Origin of the sequence: Aeromonas sp. (genome assembly GCF_050633025.1) — a bacterium.
In the GTDB taxonomy this organism is placed as follows: Bacteria; Pseudomonadota; Gammaproteobacteria; order Enterobacterales; family Aeromonadaceae; genus Aeromonas.
In genome coordinates this window covers 26,637-45,479 of sequence record NZ_JBODRQ010000014.1, presented here as the reverse complement: position 1 = coordinate 45,479, position 18,843 = coordinate 26,637, and the positions used below count along the sequence as shown (strand labels likewise).

Sequence of the window (18,843 nt, the reverse complement as noted above, 5' to 3'; positions counted from 1 at the left end):
AAATATCATTTATTAACCTTCACTTTCTCAAAACCACCTTAAAAAAGGCGACCATTCGGTCGCCTTTTTATTTCTGTCGCTTTCCAGTCAGGAATATCACCGAACCGGTCGCTTGGCACCATTGCCTTTAGCCGCTGGCTTGCCGCCTTGAGCAGCGGGTTTGGCACCCGGCTTGGCAGAGCCTGCGCGGGTCGGCGCTTTGCCCTTATGGGCAGGTTTGCTCTTACCCGCATTCTGGCCCGCACTCTTGCCTTCACCCTGTGCGGCGGGCTTGCCATTAGCCGCGCCTTTGTGCAGCTGGGAACCCACCGGCTTGCCGCCCGTCGGCTTGTTGCCTGTGCCATTGCCACGCTGGTGACTGATGTTGCTGTGACGGGTCAGGGCCGGTTTCAGCCCCTTGCCGCTGGCGGCGCGCTCGTTGCGCCCTTCCGCAGGCACCAGACAGCCGGGGCCGTTGCCAATCAGGTGGCCCTTGCCCATGGCGAGCAGGGCTTCGCGGATCATCGGCCAGCCAGCGGGATCGTGATAGCGCAGCAGCGCCTTGTGCAGGCGGCGGCGACGCTCGCCCTTGGCGACAAAGACATCGCCCCCTTCGCGGCTCACCTTGTTTAACGGGTTTTTCTCTGTGTAATACATGGTGGTGGCGTTGGCGAGCGGCGACGGGTAGAAGTTCTGCACCTGATCGAGCTTGAAGCGGTTCTCTTTGACCCAGAGCGCCAGATTGACCATGTCTTCATCGGTAGTGCCCGGGTGGGCGGAGATGAAGTAGGGGATCAGGTACTGCTGCTTGCCCGCCTCTTTGGAGTATTTGTCGAACAGCTCCTTGAACTGGTAGTAGCTGCCCATGCCCGGCTTCATCATCTTGGAGAGCGGCCCCTCCTCGGTGTGTTCCGGCGCGATCTTGAGGTAGCCGCCGACGTGGTACTTGGCCAGCTCCTTGATATAGCGGGGATCTTCGACCGCGATATCGTAACGCACGCCGGAGGCGATGAGGATCTTCTTGATCCCCTTGAGGTCACGCGCCTTGCGATAGAGGTTGATGGTCGGGCTGTGGTCGGTGTCCATGTGCGGGCAGATGGTGGGCCAGACACAGGAGGCGCGACGGCAGGTCTGCTCGGCTTTGGGGCTCTTGCAGCGCAGCTTGTACATGTTGGCGGTGGGGCCGCCGAGATCCGAGATGACGCCGGTAAAGCCCGGCACCTTGTCGCGGATATCTTCGATTTCTTTGAGGATCGACTCTTCCGAGCGGCTCTGGATGATGCGCCCTTCATGCTCGGTGATGGAGCAGAAGGAGCAGCCGCCAAAGCAGCCGCGCATGATGTTGACCGAGGTCTTGATCATCTCGAAGGCGGGGATCTTCTCGTTGCCATAGGCCGGGTGCGGCACCCGCTGGTAGGGCAGGCCGAATACGCCGTCCATCTCCTCGGTTTCCAGCGGGAAGGCGGGCGGGTTGACCCAGACGATGCGATCGCCGTGGGCTTGCGACAGGGCGCGGGCACAGCCGGGGTTGGTCTCGTGGTGCAGAATGCGCGAGGCGTGGGCGTAGAGCACCTTGTCCTCTTTCACCCGCTCGAACGCCGGCAGCTTCACATAGGTTTTTTCCCACGGCTTGGGCTTGGCCGGCTGCACCAGCACAGGCTGGGCTTCCTGCGCGGCAGGTGCCGCTTCGGTGGCGTCGTCAGAACAAGGAGCCCCTTCCATATAGGGGTTCATGATGGGATCGATGCGGCCAATCTGGTCGAGCTTGCTCGAATCCACCCCTTTCCAGCCCGGCAGCGGCTCCTTGCGGATAACGGCGGTGCCGCGAATATCCTGCATGGTGTCGATGCTCTCCCCCGCTGCGATGCGGTGGGCCACTTCCACCAGCGGCCGCTCGGCGTTGCCGTAGATGAGGATATCGGCCTTGGCATCGAGCAGGATGGAGCGGCGAATGGTCTCGGACCAGTAGTCGTAGTGGGCGATGCGGCGCAGGGATGCCTCGATGCCGCCGATGACGACGGGGACCTCCTTGAAGGCCTCTTTGCAGCGCTGGGTATAGACAAGAGTGGCGCGATCCGGCCGCTTGCCGCCCACATCCCCCGGGGTGTAGGCGTCGTCGTGGCGCAGCTTTTTGTCGGAGGTGTAGCGGTTGATCATGGAGTCCATGTTGCCCGCGGTCACCCCGAAGAAGAGGTTCGGTTTGCCCAGACGCATAAAGTCATCCTTCGATGACCAGTCCGGCTGGGCGATGATACCGACCCGAAAGCCCTGCGCTTCCAGCATACGGCCGATGACCGCCATGCCGAAGCTCGGGTGATCCACATAGGCATCCCCCGTCACCAGAATGACGTCGCAGCTGTCCCAACCGAGCTTGTCCATCTCTTTGCGGGACATGGGCAGGAAGGGCGCCGTGCCGTAGCACTCGGCCCAATAGCGGGGATAGGAGAAAAGGTTGGTAACCGGCTGCATTTTAACCACCTGGAACAATTCGGGTCGCGCATTATACCGGTTGCGGTCAAGGGGAGCGATGGCTTTTTGTCCTTATAGATCCCGCGGAATAGGCCACTGCCCGCAATAGCAAGGGCGCCCGCAGGCGCCCTTGTGATGATGAGGCTGATAACCGGCCCCCGTCAGGATTGAGATCAGAGCGCCGGAGGGTGCGACTCCCCTGCCCCCTTGGCGGCCAGCGCTTCGTCTACCTGCTGATCCCGCGCCCCTGTCATGCCGGCGTGGCGGGCGATCAGATGGTAGATGGCGGGCACCACCAGCAGGGTGACCAGGGTGGCCAGCGACAGCCCGAAGAAGACCACTGTCCCCACCGCCATCCGGCTCTCGTAGCCCGCCCCCATGGAGAGCATCAGCGGCACCGCGCCGATAATGGCGGTGAGCGAAGTCATCAGGATGGGGCGCAAGCGGCGCACCGAGCCTGCGATGATCGCCTCCTCGAACCCTTCCCCCCGCTGGCGCAGCTGGTTGATGAACTCGACGATGAGGATGCCGTTCTTGGTCACCATGCCGATCAGCATGATCATGCCGATCTGGCTGTAGATGCTCATCTCCTGCCCCGTCAGCCAGAGGCCAAGCAGGCCGCCGAAGATGCCGAGTGGCACCGTCACCATCACCACTGCCGGGGTCAGGGTGCTCTCGAACTGGGCCACCAGCACCAGATAGACCACCAGCAGGGCGAGGCCAAAGACCAGCACCATCTCCCCCTGATTGTCGCGGTAATCCTTGGAATCACCGGCATAATCCACCGTCATGCCGGTGGGCAGGTTGGCGTTGGCCCAGCCATCGAGGAAATCGAGGGCCTCGCCCAGGGTGTGATCCGGGTGCACGTCGGCGGTCAGGGTGATCGCCTTTTGCCGCTGGTAGTGGTTGAGGCGGTTGGCGGTCGCCACCTGCTTGACGGTAGCCAGGGTCGAGAGACTGACCATTTCGCCATTAGCGGCCTTCAGGTAGATGCGACCGAGATCCGAGATGCCGTTGAACTCGGTCTGGTTGCCGCGCAGGTAGACGTCATACTCCTCGCCCCTGTCCACATAGGTGGTCTTGCTCGCCCCGCCCAGCAGGGTTTGCAAGCTGTTGGCCACGGTGGAGACCGGAATGCCGAGCTGGCTGGCGCTGTCACGATTGATGGTCACCTGCAGTTCGGGGGTATTTTCGGCGTAGTCAAGGTCCGGGTTCACCATCAGGCCACTGGCCTGGGCGGCCTCTTTCAGCGCCAACCCCTGTTGATGAAGCTCACCATAATCGTTGCCTTGCAATACGAACTGGACCGGTGCGGTGGAGCCGCCGCGAAAACCGGGCATAAAGGGGCGGATCATCACGTCGGGAATACCGGCGAGCTTGGCGCCCAGCGAGCGGGAGAACTGGGTGGCGGTGATGTCGCGCTCGGCCCAGTCGGTGAGCTGGATGATCACCATACCGGTCTGATCGCCGCCACGGCCAAAGGCGGGGGTGCTGAAGCTCAGCGACTGCACTACCCCCTCCCCCAGCATCGGCATGATGGCGGACTCCACCTGCTGCATGTTGCGCTTCATCCGCTCGATGCTGGTCCCCTCCGCCCCCTTGACGAAGACAAACACCACGCCGCGATCCTCGGTCGGGGTGAGGCTGCTCGGCAGCTGGGTAAAGAGGGCGCCGATACCGGCCAGACAAAGCAGCAGCGCCAGCGGCATCCAGCGGGAGCGGCGCAGCAATCCCTGCAACAGGCGGCGATAGTGCCCCTCCAGCCAGCCAAGCCCGCGATCGAGGGCTGCCGTCAGCCGGTTCGGCTTGTCGAGCGGGCGCATCAGCCAGGAGCCCATGGCCGGGGTCAGGGTCAGCGCCACCAGCGAAGAGCAGAGCACCGCAAGCGAGAGCAGAATGGCAAACTCGGTAAAGAGCCGCCCCACCATGCCATCCATAAAGGCGATGGGGACAAACACCATCACCAGCACGGCAGTGGTGGCGATGACCGCAAAGCCCACTTCGCGGGTGCCGTGCCAGGCGGCCAGCAGCGGCGGTTCACCCCGCTGCAGATGGTGGTGGATGTTCTCCACCACCACGATGGCGTCATCCACTACCAAGCCGATGGCGAGAATAAGGGCCAGCAAGGTAATGAGGTTGATGGAAAAGCCGAAATACCAGGCGCCGATAAAGGCAGAAATCAGCGACACCGGCACCGTAATGGCCGGAATAAGCGTGGTGCGCCCCTGGCCGAGGAACAGATAGAGCACCGCCACCACCAGCACGGCGCAGATGGCCAGGGTCTCGTACACCTCGTCGATGGCCTGCTTGATAAAGATGGTGGCGTCATAATCGACCTCAAGCACCGCCCCCTCTGGCAGGAAGCGCTGCATCTCGCCGAGTTTCTTCTCGATCCCCTGCGCCACTGCCAGCGGGTTGGCGGTGGACTGGGCGACGATACCGATCCCCAGACTCTCGCGGCCATTTCGCTGGTAGGCGCTGTCTTCGTTCTTGGCCCCCACCTCCACATCGGCGATATCAGCCAGATAGACGCTCTGACCGTTGGCGGCAGTGGTGACTTGCAGTTGCCGGAAGTCTTCTGCCGTGTGGTAGAGGCGGGCAATCTGCACCGCCATGGTCATGGAGTTGTTGCGGATCTCGCCCCCCGGCAGCTCGATGTTCTCGCGCTTGAGGGCATCCTGCACATCCGCCACCGTCACGCCGCGCGCCGCCATATCAGCCGGTCTCAGCCGCACATACATCACCTGGGTGAGATCGCCGGAGAGCACCACCTCGCTCACCCCGTCCACCAAGCTCAGGGGGTCGACCAGCACCCGGTTGGCGTAATCGGTCATGGCGGTGCGATCCATCTGGCTGCTGCTGAAGTTAAGCCAGACCGCCACATCGCCGCTGCCGCTATCCTTGGTCACCAGCGGGTCGTCGGCATCCTCCGGCAGCTTGCTCTTGGCGCGGGTCAGGGCATCGCGCACATCGGAGACCCCCTCCACCATGTTCCAGCCGAGCTTGAACTCCACCGTGATCACCGAGCGCCCCTTGCGGGTCACCGAGTTGATGTTTTTGATGCCGCTGATACCGGAGAGCTGATCCTCGATGGGTTTGGTGACCTGACTCTCCATCACCGCCGGGGCTGCCCCCTCATAGGTGGTGGTGATGGTGACCGACGGGGTCTGCACATCGGGCATCTCCCGCACCGTCAACTTGCTGAAGGCGACCAGACCAAACACGGTGAGCAGGGCGCTGAGCACCACCGCCACCAGCGGGCGGCGAACTGAGATATCGGAGAGCCACATCAGCCGTTCACCTCGGCCAGATCACGCACCTGCACCCCATCACGCAGATTGACCAGCCCCTCGACCACGATGCGATCGCCGACCTTCAGCCCCTCGGTGACCCAGACGGTCTCCCCTTCGGTTTCACCGAGCACCACAGGCACCCGCTTGACCCGGCCATCGGCCTCGAGACGGTAAACAAAGCGCTGCTCACCGGCGTACTCCACCGACTGGGCAGGGATCAGGGTGAGCTGCTGGGCGGGCAGTGCCAGCTCCACGTTGAGCAGCATGCCCGGGCGCAACTGGCCGTTGCCATTGGGGATCATCACCCGCGCCTTGATGTTCTGGGTATCGTTGGAAATGCGGCTGTCGAGGGTGGTCAGGGTGCCGTTGAATTGCTGATCCGGCCAGGCAGTGCTGGTGGCGGTAACCGGCATGCCCGGTCGCAGCAGGGAGAGGTAACGCTCCGGCACCGCCAGATCGAGGCGCAGTTTGTCCAGTTCATCCAGATGCAGCAGGGTGTCGCCGCTGTTGACCAGCGCCCCTTCGCTCAAGTCAATCAGGCTCACGGTACCGGCAAAGGGAGCCTGCAAGGTACGCAGGGAGAGCTCGTAGCGGGCGGCATCGAGGCGTGCTTGCACCTGGGCCACGCTGGCCTCCTGCCCCTCCAGCACCGACTGGGTGACGGCGCCACGGGCGACCAGCTTGCGCATCTCGTTAAGCTTGCGGTGCTCGTCGCGCAGACTGGCGCTCTGCTCGGCCAGCTCAGCCTGCTGTTTGCCCGCATCGAGCGCGATCAGGGTCTCCCCCTTCGCCACGCTCTGACCCGACTGCACCGCAATCTTGACGATGCGGCCGGTCACTTCGGGGCTGATGATGACGGAGCGATTGGCCGCCAGCTTGCCCACCAGCTTGAGGGTCGGCTCAGCCAGGCTCTGCTTGACGGTTTGAGTGCGGATATTGACCTGTCTGGTCGGTGCTTTGGCGGCGGGTTCGCTGTGACGCAGCGCCCAGACGCCGGCAACCACGATTAGAAGAAGGCCCAAGCCGAGCCAGATACGCATTTTCATCGAACAGTCCATGAAGAGTAAGGGGGTAAATCCAGATTGGGGCCATTTTAGCCCCAGACTATGCCGTGACTATGTATAAATGTGACAAAACGTAACAAAAACAGAAGAAGATCATTGTGTTGATGATTAAATGATTAACCAATCAACAGACTGGCGTAAAATGGAGGCTCTCCATTACCAACAGGTGTTTGTTCCCATCGACGTTGTTTGATCGCCGCTTCTTTTCACCTTTAAGCTGGCCGTTGCTAGCGCTGGCCGCATTGCTCATCATCTTGGCCCTGCGCCAGTCGCTCAGGCAGATAGAGGATATCTACCAGAGCAACACCCTTAACAGCGCCATTCATCTGGGGGATCAATTCAGGCAGAGTCAGGTGTTTCTGGAGGCGATGCACGGCCAGGCCGAGGAGCGACTGCGCAGTACCCCCCAGTCAGCCCTGACCCGCCAACTCTATCGGCATATCGAGATGCTGCCGGATGGAGGACTGGCCCTCGATCATCGCCCCGCCGACTTGCCCAAGCGGCTGGTGGGCAATCTGACCGGTGCCGGCCCCTTGCCACCTGTAGGCAGCGAGCGGGAGGCTCGCATTCATCTGGCCCTGAGCCTCTCTCCCTTGCTGGCTACCGCCAGCCAGCGTCTTGGCAACGAGATCGCCTGGGTCTACTTCACCGGCATAGACAATTTTATCTGCCTCTATCACTGGGAACCTTCCAACCGGTTTCGCTTCTCCCCCTCGCTCTACCCGAGTTCTTATTGGCAAGACGCACTGGCAGCCCATAACCCGAAGCGGGGCACCATTATATCGAGTCCGTTCAACGACCTAGCGGGGAAGGGGCTGCTCATCACATTGTCGCGCTCCCTCTACAAGGAGGGTCATCTGGTGGGGATGCTCAGTATGGATATCCAGCTCTCGCGCTTGCATCAGCAGCTTGACGAACTGACCCCGAAACTCGGAGATTACATGCTAGTCAACCAGTATCGGCAGGTGCTGGCCAGCGGTGCAACAAACACGGCCACGCCCGCCGATCTGCTCCTCTCCTCAACCTATCTTTGGCAGCAGGGCAGCTTGCGCCTTATCCTGACCATTCCGGACACCCCTTGCAGCTGATCCACACCATTGCCCTCTGGCCCCTGCTGAAGGCCATGCTCTGCCAGTCCGCCCCGACCCTGCTTGCCATCCTCTTTATGCTGCTGGCCGCCCTCTCCAACCTGAAATTCCATCGCCTCAACCAGCGCCTCAACTACCTCTCCTGCCACGATGCCCTCACCGGTGCCTTCAACCGCCACTATCTGGTGCTGCTGGAACAGGCGGGCGATCTGGCCCGACAGCAAGCGGGGATCCTGATGCTCGATGCGGATCACTTCAAACGGGTCAATGACAACTTCGGCCATGGAGTGGGTGATAGGGTGCTGATCAGGCTGGTACAGATCTGCCAGCAGCAGATTAGGCCCACTGATCGCCTGATCCGCTGGGGGGGCGAAGAGTTTCTGCTGCTGATTGGCCGCGCTGATGCAACGCAGCTCGGCGAGCTGGCGGAGCGGCTGAGAAAGGCGGTGGCGGATCACGACTGGGCCGCCATCGAACCCGGGCTGGAGGTCACCATCAGCCTCGGCTATCTGCCCCACCAGGAGAACCTTCCCCTGCACGAAGCGGTGCGCCGCGCCGATGTGGCGCTCTATCAGGCCAAGGCCAACGGTCGCAACCGCAGCGAAAGATGGCAGGGTGACGAGGACCAGCCCACAGAGTAAGCTGGAACATCCACACTTTTCAGGAGTCACTTCGTGCCACGTAAACCCCGCGTAGGGCTCGCTCTGGGGAGCGGTGCCGCCAGAGGATGGGCCCATATCGGCGTCATCCGCGCTCTTGAACGACTCGGCATCAAGCCGGATTTGATCGCTGGCTGCTCCATCGGCAGCTTTGTCGGCGCCGCCTATGCCGCCGGTGAACTGGATCGGCTGGAAACCTGGGTGCGCGGCTTTACCCGCCTGCAGGTGGTCAGTCTGCTCGACCCGGCTCTCTCCGGCGGGCTGTTTCGCGGCGAAAAGGTGTTTGGCCTTGCCGCCAGCCATCTGGGGGATCCCGATCTCGAGAACCTGCCCATCCCCTTCGCCTGCATCGCCACCGAGCTCGATACCGGACGCGAAATCTGGTTGCAACGGGGCCCGCTGCGTCAGTCGGTACGTGCCTCCTGTGGCATGCCGGGGATCCTCACCCCGACCCGGATCAACGACCGCTGGCTAGTGGATGGCGCCGTGGTCAATCCGGTACCCATCTCGCTGGCTCGTGCCATGGGTGCCGAGGTGGTGATTGCGGTCAACCTCAACACCGACATGCACCAGCCCTGGACCGATGAACCAGACCAACCCGGCAGCGGCGGCCTGCTCAGCCAGTGGCTCAATCGCGGTGAATCCGGGCCAACCACCCCGGGTCTGTGGAGTGTGATGAGTGGCTCCATCAACATCATGCAGGAGCGCATTACCCGAGCCCGGATGGCCGGTGACCCACCGGAGATCCAGCTCTGCCCGCGCCTTGGCAGCTTCTCAATTATGGATTTTCATCGCGCCAGCGATGCCATCAATGAGGGGGAGGCCTGCGTCGAACGCAACCTCGAACAGCTCAAGGATGAATTGGGGCGCCTCGGGTTGCTGGGCAGTTAGTTGTCGACATGCTGCGGTTTACACATGAAAAAAGCGCCATTTGGCGCTTTTTTTCAACTTCCTTACCCGGTCACTCCTTACGGTAGAAGAGCAACCCGAGCAGAATCACCCCCACAGAGACCAGCAGATAGAGTCCCAGACTGGGATTGGTGATACCGCCATAGAGGATGATGAGCGCGCCCAGGGTGGCACAACTCGGGATCACGAACCGCTTTATCCAGCCCAACTCGGTAAAGGTGCGCATATACCAGATATAGAGGAACAGGTAGAGGCCATAGATCAGCACAATAGGCATCTCATCAAGAGCGATGTAACGACCGAATGTCTCGTTGATGCTGCAATACCACAACACCGAGTAGATCACCGACAACAGCGCTGCTGCACGGGCCGAGTTGATGGGCATATGATGGTGCGGTTCGATACGGCTCATCCACTTGGGAGCAGGCCCCTGATTGCGGATCGCCAACGAATAGGGAATGCGCATGGTCGCCAACACTAAACCGTTGAGGGTGCCGAGGCAGGAGACAATCACAAACACGGTCAAAATAGTCGAGGCAGTCCCGCCAAACAGGCTGGTGGTCGCAATATTCACCGCGTTATCCCCCTGCGCCACTATATCGTCCGTCGGCAGAACACTGGCGATCCCCAAGAAATAGGTAACATAAACCACAAAGACGATCAGAGTACCAATCACCAGCGCTCTGGGCAGGTTCCTCTTGGAATCGCGGATTTCGCTGTTGATGGTCACGGCAGCGATCCACCCTTCGTAGGCGAAGGCGGTGGCAACGACGGCCGTGGCCAAAGTGCCTCCGGTGCTCCCGATACCATCCATCGCCTGCACAAAGTTGGTCACGGTCACGCCATTGAGCAGACCAGAAATGGTGCCCACGATGGCAACCAGGATGAGCGGGATCAACTTGATCAGGGTCGAACCCACTTGCAGCTTGCCCGCCAGAACCGGGGCATAGAAGTTGATCAGATAGGTAACTGTCATATAGATAGCCGCCAGCATCCAGGTCGCACCAGAGTTGGTCGGATTATCACTGCCGAGCAAGATCATGGTGTACAGAGCGGCGACCCAGGCAAGGATGGCGGAAAGAGGGGCGTAATAGAGTACGCCTTTAAACCACCCCACCAGATAACCAAACATTTTGCCGTATGCCGCTTCGGCATAATCGACGATACCGTTGGACTTTTCGATCCGCTGGGCAAACTCGGCAAACACCAGTGCGCCAAAGATCATCGAAAATGCCCCCAGCGCCCACGCCAGCAGCGCAATGGCCAGGTTACCGCCCGTCAGACGCAGAACATCATCGGCCTTGAAGAAAACGCCTGAGCCGATCACCACGCCGACCACCATGGCGATGGCTGTCATCAGGCCATAGCGTTTATCCAACTCATTACTGTTCATACCCATCGCTCATCTCTTCTTGAATGTTATTGTTTTCGGGTGGCCAGAGACCACCAGAGGCCCATTTTTCGGGGCCGCCTATTCTCGTTGGTCAGCATGGATAATTCAAAGCAGGTTAGATAAAAAAATCGAGCTGCGCCCCAAAAAAAATACCGCCCAAAGGCGGCATTTCTATTCACATCAATGATCACGCCTTGGCGAGGTCATCCGGTCCGATCTGGCCGATTTCGGCGATTTTTTTGTCTGCCAGCAGCCAGAGGGTGAATTTGTGCAGATCCGGGTGATGAGCCAGGGCAACCAGGAAGGCGCCCCCAACTTCACGGTAACCCAGTTCGTAGTTTTTTAAGGTTGTGGGAGGAACGCCCAACAAATCGGCAAACTTGGGACGGCTCAAACCGACCGCTTCACGGATTTGACGGATCTTCTTACCCACTGTAACGATATTTGAATTCATAATGTTCCATACTCCGTTTGACGGATTTACTCCGCCTTTATTTTTCGCGACGACTCGTAGTCAAGTGTATCAGTTTTGTTCGGACTCGTTATGGTCGAGCCTCTATCTTTATGAGCGCCCTTCGGCGACAACCCTAGCCTTCATGGGGGATGGTAATCCCTCAGCCGCTTCAGGTAAACAGTCTCGAAAAGAAACCTTTATTGTGACCCCCTCAATAACTCGTATAATCCACCAGATACCTATTAAGAGGAATAAGTATGGCGTTTCCCGGCATTATCTCTCACCTGCACCCCGTTTCAAGCCCGGAGGAACTGGCACAACAGCGTCTGCAAGGCGAACAATATCGCGCCGAAGCATTCTGGCTTCCAGCCCAGCTCTCCAGCCATGCCAGCGAGCTGCTGGCCGCCCTGCCGGAGAGCTGCAGCCTGTTTCTTGAACAACCCTGCCCAAACCTTTCCCTGCGCAGCCACGATGGCACCCTGTATAACAATGAGCAGCTCATCACGATAAATGGTCAGGCTATTGCTCTGGCAACCACCCCGGGTGATGGTGGTCTGGTGCCCGAATCGGGCATGTGCGAGATGGCCGACTGGCTGGAGGCGGGACACCGCCATTTCATCTGTCCCGCCGCGGTTCAGCCGGTAGCACGAGCCATCCTCAATATCTGGCCTCTTGACCCCTATCTGGCCCGACATTTCCTGATGACATTTATCCCCTTGCTGCAGAGCGCAACCCAGGCCGATTACCTCGCTGTTTTTGCGGCCAGGGCGACTCCGACCAACCCGCAACCAGACTGGGCTCAGGCTTATATGAAGCTGGAGAAGAAACTGCACAGGGCCTATCTGGATCATTAATTAATCTGGATAAACAGCCAGTTAAGGGCACGACACAATTTGCCACAGGGCTCATTTGTGAGCTTGATCATGTTTTAAAATCAGCATAGAGTGCGCCTCGTCATCGGAATGACTCAGTTGCCTGGCCGTGGTTTCTCACGCATCGCGTACCATGCCAGCGCACTCGACACACCAGGAGAGTGTGCAACCCGCTTCTGCCGGGTCATCTGCCAGACTCGACGCCAGCCGTACGGCGGAGCCTGCAGCTTACATAAATTACAAAGTGTGAAGCACGTGCATAACGTGCGATCTCAACGAGGATTTTTTTATGATGAAAATGGCTCCTTCCATGATCGCCATCGCCATGGCTGCTCTGGGTGCTACCGCTGCTCACGCCGCTGACGACATCTACTTCGGTGCCGGTGTCGGTGCTGCTCACTTCAACGGTCTGAACAAGATCGATGGCGGCGGTTACGCTGGTACTGAAGATGCTGCCGCAGCCAACGCCTTCGTTGGTTACAACTTCACCGAGAACTTCGGTACCGAATTCGGTTACCAGTATGCCGGTCGTGGCAACACCGAAGGTCTGCGTTACGAGAACCAGGGCGCCACCCTGTCCGGTATCGCCCGTCTGCCGGTTGGCAACGACTTCTCCCTGTTCGCTGAAGGCGGCGCCTACTGGGCTCACACCGATGGTCTGGGCATCAGCGACACCAAAGTATCCCCGCTGGCTGGCCTGGGCGTGACCTACAAGGTTAACGACGCTCTGGATCTGCAAGCTCGCTACCGTTACATGTGGGACGTGGCTGATCTGCACGCTGACAACGGTGACCGTTACAAGTCCAACCAGAGCGTTGCAACTCTGGAAGCGGTATACCACCCGTTCCGCACCTCCTACGTAGCGCCGGTAGCGGCTCCGGCACCGGTTGTTGAAGAAGCGCCGGCTCCTGCTCCGCAAGTGGTAGAGAAGAACTTCGCCCTGAACTCTGACGTGCTGTTTGCTTTCGGCAAAGAGACCCTGAAGCCGGAAGGTGTTGCAGCCCTGAACGCGCTGTACCAGCAGATCGTTGAGTTCCAGCCGAAAGATGGCAACGCTGTTGTTGTTGGTTACACCGACCGTATCGGCTCCGACGCTTACAACCAGAAGCTGTCTGAAGCCCGTGCCCGTACCGTTGCCAACTTCCTGGTCAGCAAAGGTATGGCTGCCAGCAAGGTTGCCATCGAAGGTCGTGGCGAAGCCAACCCGGTTACCGGCACCAAGTGCAACGGCGTAACCGCTAAAGCTCAGCTGATCTCCTGCCTGGCTCCGGACCGTCGCGTAGAAGTTCGCGTATCTGGCGTACAAGAAGTCCAGCAGTAATCTGATCAGGTTCAGATAGTGCAAAAAAGGGATGCTGCGGCATCCCTTTTTGTTTGTCTCCTTCTCCCCTGCATCTCTCTCCCCCCTCCCTGTGCTTGCCTGTCCCGCCTCGAAAGCATAAAGTAGTTGCGTCTGTAAGATATTGGATAAGCGATAAAAAGCGTTTTTTGCCCGGTCTGTTGCCCATGATAAATATGATTCATGAGAGTCCAAGGTCTTCGCTATCCACTTTGCTGGCGACTTTTCGCCGCAATAACAACAAGTGCATTGCCCGCCATGGGCTAACACAACGAGGATAAACCGATGAAACTCAAAATGGCTCCTACCCTGATTGCTCTGGCGCTCGCCGCCGCAGGCACCACAGCTCAGGCTGCCGATGACTGGTACACAGGTATTGGTACGGGTTGGGCTTATGCTCATAACCTTGACGATGTTAAAGGACTGGATACAGATAAAGACGCCACTGCACTGAGTCTGTTCGGTGGTTACAACTTCAACGATTACTACGCAGCCGAACTGGGCTATCTCTACGCCGGTAAAGCGGGCGTAGACGGTGCCGATTTCAAAACCCAGGGGGCAACCCTCTCCGGTATCGCCCGCCTGCCGCTGGGCGACATCTTCTCAGTGTTTGCTGAAGGTGGTGCCTACTTCAATCACGTCAACGGTAATGATAACAGCGACAACGGCACAGCACCGCTGGCGGGCCTTGGCCTGACCGCCAAGCTCTCCGACCTTGTCGATGTACAAGCCCGCTACCGTTATTTGTGGAATCTGGGCAGTGAGCAGAAGACCTGGGAGAGCGACATGAGCGTGGCGACCCTGGAGCTGGTGCTGCACCCCAACCGGACATCTTATGTCGCACCAGTTGCCGCTCCTGCGCCTGAGCCGGTTCCCGAGCCGGTACTGGTCGACAAGAACTTCGCCCTGAGCTCTGACGTGCTGTTTGCCTTTGGCAAATCCACCCTCAAGCCAGAAGGTGTCGCAGCGCTCAACTCCCTGTATCAACAGATCGTTGATGTTCAGCCGAAAGATGGCAGCGCCGTGGTCGTCGGTTACACCGACCGTATCGGTTCTGATGCCTACAACCAGAAACTCTCCGAAGCGCGTGCCCGTACCGTAGCCGACTTCCTGGTTGGCAAAGGTCTGCCAGCTGGCAAAGTGGCCATCGAAGGACGCGGTGAAGCCAATCCGGTCACCGGCACCCAGTGCGATAGCATCAAGGCCAAGGCCAAGCTGATCAGCTGTCTCGCGCCGGATCGCCGCGTCGAAGTGCGCGTCACCGGTGTTCAGCAAGTACAACAGTAATCCTGCAGTCCGCCCTACCAAGGAGGCCACCTGGCCTCCTTTTTCTTGCCTCTCATATCACCCACCTTTCCCCCTCTCTTGCTTTTCTCTCTTCCGGTCTCACGCCCATAGGCCAGGTTCACAGCTTGCGCCACATGCCTCTCTTATGGTTAAAAACAGCCCGTCATCTATACATAAGTGTGGGGTTTGGCCAGCAGGTCTCCCCACAACACCAAACATCGACGAGGATACGCGATGAACATAAGAGTAAAACCTGTGTGGATTGCACTGGCATTGGCGAGCACAGGCGCACAAGCGGAACCGATTCACGACTGGTATGCCGGGGTCGGCGGTGGCTGGGCCATTGCCCACAATCTGAATGATTTCAGTCAGGATGTCAGCAAGGATGCGACAGCACTCTCTCTGTTTGGCGGTTACAACTTCACGGAGAATCTGGGGGCCGAGATTGGCTATCTCTCCACCGGTGACTGGAATATCGGCGGTACCAATTTCAATAGCAAGGGAGCAACACTCTCCATCATTGGCCGCTTGCCACTCAACGATATGTTCTCGGTATTTGCTGAGGGAGGAGGCTACCTTTACCACGTCAAGTCTATCAACGGTGGCGATGACAACCTGGCGCCGCTGGCGGGTCTGGGTGTGACGGCCCGGCTCCATGACTGGGTCGATCTGCAGGCACGCTACCGCTACATAGTGCGCGTTGGCGATGATCCGGATAACGGCAAAGCCAACAGCGGCACCCAGCGCTGGGTCAGCGACATCAGCACCGCCACACTGGAACTGGTGATCCACCCGAACCGCAGCCAACCCGCAGAAGCGGCCCCCACGCCTGCCCCGGTCGTAATCCCCCCGCCACCGGCCGAACCGGAGATGGTAGATCAGACCTTCAACCTCAGTTCAGATGTGTTGTTCGCCTTTGGCAAAGCGGACCTCAAACAGGAGGGGATGAGCGCGCTGGACGATCTCTACCAGCAGATCGTCGACGTGCAGCCCAAGGATGGCAGTGCGGTGGTGATGGGATATACCGACCGCATCGGTTCGGATGCCAACAATCAGAGGTTGTCAGAAGCTCGAGCCCAAACCGTTGCCGACTTTCTGATCAGCAAGGGATTGCCTTCCGACAAGGTGAGCATCCAGGGCAATGGCGCGAGCAATCCGGTCACCGGCAACCAGTGTGATGCCATCAAGCCGAAAGCGGCGCTCATCGACTGCCTTGGACCGGATCGTCGGGTCGAGGTACGCGTCACCGGCGTACAGAGTACCAGCGAGTAGTTCATCTTGAGGCGATGACCATGTCAGAAGTGCAGTAAAAAGGGATGCTTTCGCATCCCTTTTGATTTGCATCTTCCCGCAGAAATCAGAACGAGGTGCGACGGTAGCGGCGATATTCCGGATGCCAGAAGTTGGCGTCGATGGCCTGATCGATCACTTCGTCCGGGGTCTGCACCGCCTTGCCCTGCAGCATGGCGGTCTTGGCCACCATCTTGGCGATAAAGCGGGAGACCTGATGGATATCCGCCAGATCCGGCAGCAGAGAACCCTCCTCCCCTTTCACCAGCGGCGAGCACTCTGCCAGCGCACGGCTGGCCGACATCAGCATGGCGTCGGTCACCCGGGTGGCGCCGGAGGCGATGACGCCAAGGCCGATCCCCGGGAAGATGAAGGAGTTGTTGCACTGGGCGATGACGTAGCGCTTGCCCTTGTGCTCCACCGGTGCAAACGGACTGCCGGTGGCCACCAGCGCCTGACCGTCGGTCCAGCGGATCAAATCCGCAGGTGTCGCCTCGACCCGGGAGGTGGGGTTGGAGAGCGGGAAGATGATGGGACGGACACAGTGCTTGTGCATGGTCTTGACCACCTCTTCGGTAAACAGCCCCGGCTGACCGGAGACCCCGATCAGGATGTCCGGTCGGCCGTGCTCCATCACCTCCAGCAGGGAGATGTTGTCCCCCACCGGCCAATCGGCGATCCGCTCCACCGGCTGGGAGAGGCGGCGCTGGAAGTCGAGTTGGTTGGGGATCTTGTCGGTGATAAGACCAAAGCGGTCCACCATAAAGAGCCGGCTGCGCGCCTGGGCATCGGTCAGCCCTTCGGCCTTCATCTGCGCCACGATCTGCTCGGCAATGCCGCAACCGGCGCTGCCCGCGCCGAGGAAGGCCACCCGCTTCTCGGAGAGCTTGGCGCCAGAGGCCTTGCAGGCGGCGATCAGGCTGCCCAGGGTCACGGCGGCGGTGCCCTGAATGTCATCGTTGAAGCAGCAGAGCTCGTTCTTGTAGCGGTTGAGCAGCGGCATGGCGTTGTTCTGGGCGAAGTCCTCAAACTGCAGCAGGATATCGGGCCAGCGGCGCTTGACCGCCTGAATAAAGGCATCGACGAATTCGGCGTACTCTTCACCGGAGATGCGCGGATTGCGCCACCCCATGTAGAAGGGATCGTTCAGCAGCTGCTGGTTGTTGGTACCCACATCCAGCACCACCGGCAGACAGTAAGCAGGGGAGATGCCGCCACAGGCGGTGTAGAGGGACAGCTTGCCGATGGGAATGCCCATGCCGCCGATCCCCTGGTCACCCAGACCCAGGATCCGCTCGCCATCGGTCACCACGATCACCTTGACGTTCTGCTTGGTGGCGTTTTGCAGCATGTCATCGATCCTCTCCTTGTCCGGATAGGAGATAAACAGACCACGGGCGCGGCGATAGATGTTGGAGAACTCCTCGCACGCCTTGCCGACAGTCGGGGTGTAGATGATGGGCAGCATCTCTGTGAGGTGATTGTGCAGTAGCCGGTAGAAGAGCGTCTCGTTGGTATCCTGAATGTTGCGCAGGTAGATGTGCTTATCCATGTCGTTGCCAAATCCCATGAACTGGCGATAGGCCCGCTCAGCTTGCTCCTCGATGGTTTCGATATTCTGGGGCAGCAGCCCCTCGAGGTTGAAGTTGCTGCGCTCTTCGCTGGTGAAAGCGCTGCCCTTGTTGAGTAGCGGGGTCTCCAGCAGGGCGGGACCGGCGTAGGGAATGTATAGGGGACGTTTCTGGTTATTATCTTCAAACATGGATCTGGGTACCTAAACAGTTAGCGAGAAACAGGAACCCGCCGATCCTATGAGCTTGTGCGACAAATTTCAAAGTGTTTGCGTATTCGTTGCAAAAGGTTTGCGAGCATGTCGACGAAACGCACCGGGAGTCTGACCAGTCAAACGACGAAAACGGTTGGCAAAGTTAGCCCCATCACTGTAACCGACCCGGGCCGCCAGTTCGCCAAGTGGCCAGTTGGTATAGAGCAACAGCTGACGCGCCTTGTTCATTCTAAGCTCGGTTACCCTCGCCATCGGCCCCATACCGAACGCTTGCTGACAGAGCCGGTGCAGATGGGGCACCGAGCAGGCCATCTGGTCGGCGAGCCGGGCCACGCTCCAGGATTCGTCGAGGCGCGCCTCCACCCGGCGAAACAGCGCCTGCAGGCGTAGCTCCGGCGTGCCACGCACCTCTCCCTGCAGGGTGCGCTCCAGCAGTGCCAGCAACAGGCTGAGCAGTTGGGGTTGCAGCACAGAGCGAACCCCCTCCCCCTGCATCAGGCTGAGCAGATGGTAGAGCTGATCGCCGCCATCCCCTTGCCAGATACGGTGCCCAAGGTGGTGCAAGTGCTGCCAGCGCGGCACGTCATCGAGCAGAATCCAGCTCATCTGCCAGCTTTCGCCAATCAGCTTGAGACCACCGGGCACGGCGGCGGGCAGGAAAATCAGCGATCCGGCCGGAATGGCTTGCTCCCCCTCGTCGGTGAGCAGCGCGCCCCCCTCATCGTGACTCACCATCAGGATGTGAAACTCGGGGTGATTGCGGCGAATGAGGTAGTGCTCCCGAATGGTCGAGAGGCCGGTGAGGAAGATCCCCGCCTCGCCGAGCAGCGGCAACCCTTCGCGCCCCAGCATCCGCTCATCGCAAGAGGGCGCTATCTCCAGACACTCGCAGGCAAATGGCATAACACCTCAACAGGATAGTTTTACACAAGAAAACCGAGAGCTACTCACAGTGAGAAGA

14 protein-coding genes are annotated in these 18,843 nt (G+C 59.7%); 7 read left to right on the top strand and 7 right to left on the bottom strand.

Annotated features, from left to right (window positions below; all coding sequences use genetic code 11):
- Window positions 1-96 precede the first annotated feature (96 nt).
- The 3 genes from ACRAUW_RS03765 to ACRAUW_RS03755 form a co-directional block, all read right to left on the bottom strand.
- The gene (locus ACRAUW_RS03765; RefSeq protein WP_431361217.1) at window positions 97-2,448 is read right to left on the bottom strand and encodes a YgiQ family radical SAM protein; all 2,352 of its coding nucleotides are present in this window, start codon (window positions 2,446-2,448) and stop codon (window positions 97-99) included.
- Window positions 2,449-2,621: 173 nt separating this feature from the next.
- Entirely contained in the window at window positions 2,622-5,738 is a 3,117-nt protein-coding gene (locus ACRAUW_RS03760) for an efflux RND transporter permease subunit (RefSeq protein ID WP_431361216.1), read from the bottom strand.
- Window positions 5,738-6,787, bottom strand: coding sequence for an efflux RND transporter periplasmic adaptor subunit (locus tag ACRAUW_RS03755; RefSeq protein WP_431361215.1), 1,050 nt, complete (start codon window positions 6,785-6,787; stop codon window positions 5,738-5,740). The genes ACRAUW_RS03760 and ACRAUW_RS03755 overlap by 1 nt, the downstream gene beginning before the upstream one ends.
- A gap of 260 nt (window positions 6,788-7,047) precedes the next feature.
- Here ACRAUW_RS03755 and ACRAUW_RS17585 point away from each other — a divergent pair, with 260 nt between their 5' ends.
- Genes ACRAUW_RS17585 through ACRAUW_RS03745 form a run of 3 tightly spaced genes read left to right on the top strand, consistent with a single transcriptional unit; the run spans window position 7,048 to window position 9,443 of the window.
- Window positions 7,048-7,893, top strand: coding sequence for a hypothetical protein (locus ACRAUW_RS17585; protein WP_443111955.1), 846 nt, complete (start codon window positions 7,048-7,050; stop codon window positions 7,891-7,893).
- The gene (locus ACRAUW_RS17580) at window positions 7,884-8,534 is read left to right on the top strand and encodes a GGDEF domain-containing protein (RefSeq protein ID WP_443111954.1); all 651 of its coding nucleotides are present in this window, start codon (window positions 7,884-7,886) and stop codon (window positions 8,532-8,534) included. Before ACRAUW_RS17585 ends, ACRAUW_RS17580 begins: the two co-directional genes overlap by 10 nt.
- Window positions 8,535-8,567: 33 nt before the next feature.
- Complete coding sequence (locus ACRAUW_RS03745) at window positions 8,568-9,443, top strand: patatin-like phospholipase family protein (protein ID WP_431361214.1); 876 nt, start codon at window positions 8,568-8,570, stop codon at window positions 9,441-9,443.
- Between the two features lie 70 nt (window positions 9,444-9,513).
- Here the strand turns inward: ACRAUW_RS03745 and ACRAUW_RS03740 are convergent, their stop codons facing one another.
- Together ACRAUW_RS03740 and ACRAUW_RS03735 are read right to left on the bottom strand one after the other, a co-directional pair.
- Window positions 9,514-10,854: an APC family permease gene (locus tag ACRAUW_RS03740; protein WP_431361213.1), complete on the bottom strand. Its 1,341-nt coding sequence runs from the start codon at window positions 10,852-10,854 to the stop codon at window positions 9,514-9,516.
- A gap of 187 nt (window positions 10,855-11,041) precedes the next feature.
- On the bottom strand, window positions 11,042-11,308 hold the full coding sequence (locus ACRAUW_RS03735; RefSeq protein ID WP_431361212.1) for a helix-turn-helix domain-containing protein: 267 nt from the start codon (window positions 11,306-11,308) through the stop codon (window positions 11,042-11,044).
- 257 nt (window positions 11,309-11,565) lie between these two features.
- Between ACRAUW_RS03735 and ACRAUW_RS03730 the strand changes: the two genes are divergently transcribed.
- From ACRAUW_RS03730 to ACRAUW_RS03715, 4 genes are all read left to right on the top strand, one after another.
- Window positions 11,566-12,162, top strand: a complete 597-nt coding sequence (locus ACRAUW_RS03730; protein ID WP_431361211.1) for a hypothetical protein — start codon at window positions 11,566-11,568, stop codon at window positions 12,160-12,162.
- A 307-nt stretch (window positions 12,163-12,469) separates the two neighbouring features.
- Entirely contained in the window at window positions 12,470-13,501 is a 1,032-nt protein-coding gene (locus tag ACRAUW_RS03725; RefSeq protein ID WP_431361210.1) for an OmpA family protein, read from the top strand.
- A 303-nt stretch (window positions 13,502-13,804) separates the two neighbouring features.
- Window positions 13,805-14,806, top strand: coding sequence for a porin OmpA (gene ompA, locus ACRAUW_RS03720; RefSeq protein ID WP_431361209.1), 1,002 nt, complete (start codon window positions 13,805-13,807; stop codon window positions 14,804-14,806).
- A 234-nt stretch (window positions 14,807-15,040) separates the two neighbouring features.
- Complete coding sequence (locus ACRAUW_RS03715; protein WP_431361208.1) at window positions 15,041-16,078, top strand: OmpA family protein; 1,038 nt, start codon at window positions 15,041-15,043, stop codon at window positions 16,076-16,078.
- Window positions 16,079-16,163: 85 nt separating this feature from the next.
- Here the strand turns inward: ACRAUW_RS03715 and ACRAUW_RS03710 are convergent, their stop codons facing one another.
- Window positions 16,164-17,858: an NAD-dependent malic enzyme gene (locus ACRAUW_RS03710; protein WP_431361207.1), complete on the bottom strand. Its 1,695-nt coding sequence runs from the start codon at window positions 17,856-17,858 to the stop codon at window positions 16,164-16,166.
- A 69-nt stretch (window positions 17,859-17,927) separates the two neighbouring features.
- Window positions 17,928-18,785 (bottom strand): helix-turn-helix transcriptional regulator, encoded by an 858-nt coding sequence (locus ACRAUW_RS03705; protein ID WP_431361206.1) that lies wholly within the window; start codon window positions 18,783-18,785, stop codon window positions 17,928-17,930.
- Window positions 18,786-18,843 lie beyond the last annotated feature (58 nt).

Coding starts and splice junctions, on each gene's coding strand:
- ACRAUW_RS03730 (WP_431361211.1), top strand. CDS start 11,566: ATGGCGTTTCCCGGCATTATCTCTCACCTGCACCCCGTTTCAAGCCCG.
- ACRAUW_RS03765 (WP_431361217.1), bottom strand. CDS start 2,448: ATGCAGCCGGTTACCAACCTTTTCTCCTATCCCCGCTATTGGGCCGAG.
- ACRAUW_RS03710 (WP_431361207.1), bottom strand. CDS start 17,858: ATGTTTGAAGATAATAACCAGAAACGTCCCCTATACATTCCCTACGCC.
- ompA (WP_431361209.1), top strand. CDS start 13,805: ATGAAACTCAAAATGGCTCCTACCCTGATTGCTCTGGCGCTCGCCGCC.
- ACRAUW_RS03725 (WP_431361210.1), top strand. CDS start 12,470: ATGATGAAAATGGCTCCTTCCATGATCGCCATCGCCATGGCTGCTCTG.
- ACRAUW_RS03755 (WP_431361215.1), bottom strand. CDS start 6,787: ATGAAAATGCGTATCTGGCTCGGCTTGGGCCTTCTTCTAATCGTGGTT.
- ACRAUW_RS03705 (WP_431361206.1), bottom strand. CDS start 18,785: ATGCCATTTGCCTGCGAGTGTCTGGAGATAGCGCCCTCTTGCGATGAG.
- ACRAUW_RS03740 (WP_431361213.1), bottom strand. CDS start 10,854: ATGAACAGTAATGAGTTGGATAAACGCTATGGCCTGATGACAGCCATC.
- ACRAUW_RS03760 (WP_431361216.1), bottom strand. CDS start 5,738: ATGTGGCTCTCCGATATCTCAGTTCGCCGCCCGCTGGTGGCGGTGGTG.
- ACRAUW_RS03735 (WP_431361212.1), bottom strand. CDS start 11,308: ATGAATTCAAATATCGTTACAGTGGGTAAGAAGATCCGTCAAATCCGT.
- ACRAUW_RS03715 (WP_431361208.1), top strand. CDS start 15,041: ATGAACATAAGAGTAAAACCTGTGTGGATTGCACTGGCATTGGCGAGC.